Genomic DNA, 1,421 nt, shown 5'->3' with positions numbered 1-1,421 from the left:
TCCGCGACGGGCGTCTGCCGGGTGGGCGCAGCAGCCCGTCGGCGGTCATCCGGGCCGCCACGTCGGCGAGTGCCGTACGGGCGAGGAACTGCAACCAGGTACGGAAGCGGTGTGCGGGTTCGGCGACGATGTGGTCCAGGGCGGTCCTGGTGAGCGCGTCTTCGGGCGGCGCCGCGTCGAGAACGACGAGCCGTATCTGCCCCGCCGCCAATCCCACGGTTATCCGCCCGGCGAGCATCAGTTCTCCCAGGATGGCGGCGGCCAGCCCCAGACCGGTCAGGCGGGCATGAAGCCTCATCCGGCCGGTTGCGTTGTCATGCATGACAAAGAACAGGTCGTTGGCCAATCGGGTTCCTGAAAGATCAACTCCAACCACGAACGGCGATCGTATAGCTAAAACATTAAATTTGTCATTACGCGAACGAAGTTCTGGCGCCGAACATAGATCGGCCAGACGAGAACCGAAGAAACGGACAGATAGCCAACAACCTGGAGCTATGTCGAGAGGCGTCTCGAAGACTTCGGCGAATCCAAGAATTTACATATTTTTGGCCAGCTGCGGGCGGGTGTCGGGAAGCGGCCCGCCAAGGATCGCCGGAGCCGGAACAACCCCGGTCAGGCGGCTCCCGAAAGCGTGGCCCCGAGAATCCCGATGAATCTCCATGGGATTTTAATGCGGGGATTTTTGGCAGTTTGGGACTGGCGTAATACCGCGCAGGCTTCCTCGTCCCCCGACGCAGTGGTAGCGGGCGTCGTACGCGTCCGCCGGTCAAGGCGGTGGAGGCGACCCGCGGACCAGGGGTGGTGTTGCTGCCCAGCCGCAACACCTTCTACAAGCTGGTCGACGCGCTGTCGGTGGGGCGGCACACGTTCGCCTCGGCGGTGACCCGCCGGCAGACTGCGAACCGCCCGGCCGGTGATCGTGCCGGACACCATCGTCATCGACGGCGGGAAGGTGTTCGTCTCCGAGACGTTCACCCGCGCCTGCGCCCGGCTGGGCATCTCAGCGCAGAACTGCCGCCCCGGAACACCTACGGACAAGGGCATCGTCGAGGTCACATTTGACGCCATCAATACCCTGTTCTGCCAGCATGCGGCGGCCTACACCAGCTCGAACACCCAGCTTCGGGGGGACCGGGTGGACGCGCAGACCGCATGGACGGTGCCCGATCTGCAAGATCTCTTGGATGAGTGGCTGCTGGCCGGGTGGCAATCGCGTCCGCACGATGCCCTGCGCGATCCGTACTTCCCGCGCCGGGCGATCTCACCCAACGACAAGTACGCGGCGCTGGTCGCCGCACGCAGCCTGCACACCGGCACCGCCGAGCAAATGGAACACGAGGCCCTGAGCAACCTGCAAGCCGAGCTGTTCCAAGTCCGCGTCGCACTCAACCAGCTCCGCGCCGAAGTCGCCCGTCACC

1 protein-coding gene and 1 pseudogene are annotated in these 1,421 nt (G+C 64.8%); one reads left to right on the top strand and one right to left on the bottom strand.

Translation table 11 applies throughout. The features are described from left to right. On the bottom strand, positions 1-322 hold a 322-nt coding region (locus ABZ260_RS51040), incomplete at its 3' end, for a GPP34 family phosphoprotein (RefSeq protein WP_355633203.1). A gap of 594 nt (positions 323-916) precedes the next feature. On the opposite strand from ABZ260_RS51040, the pseudogene ABZ260_RS51035 reads away from it, so the two are divergent. Continuing rightward, positions 917-1,421 (top strand): annotated as a pseudogene (locus ABZ260_RS51035) (hypothetical protein); the annotation flags it as partial.

Source organism: Streptosporangium sp. NPDC006013 (assembly GCF_040614275.1).
Lineage (GTDB): Bacteria > Actinomycetota > Actinomycetes > Streptosporangiales > Streptosporangiaceae > Streptosporangium.
Note: the sequence above shows the minus strand (reverse complement) of the source record. Positions and strands in the feature narration are given on the sequence as shown.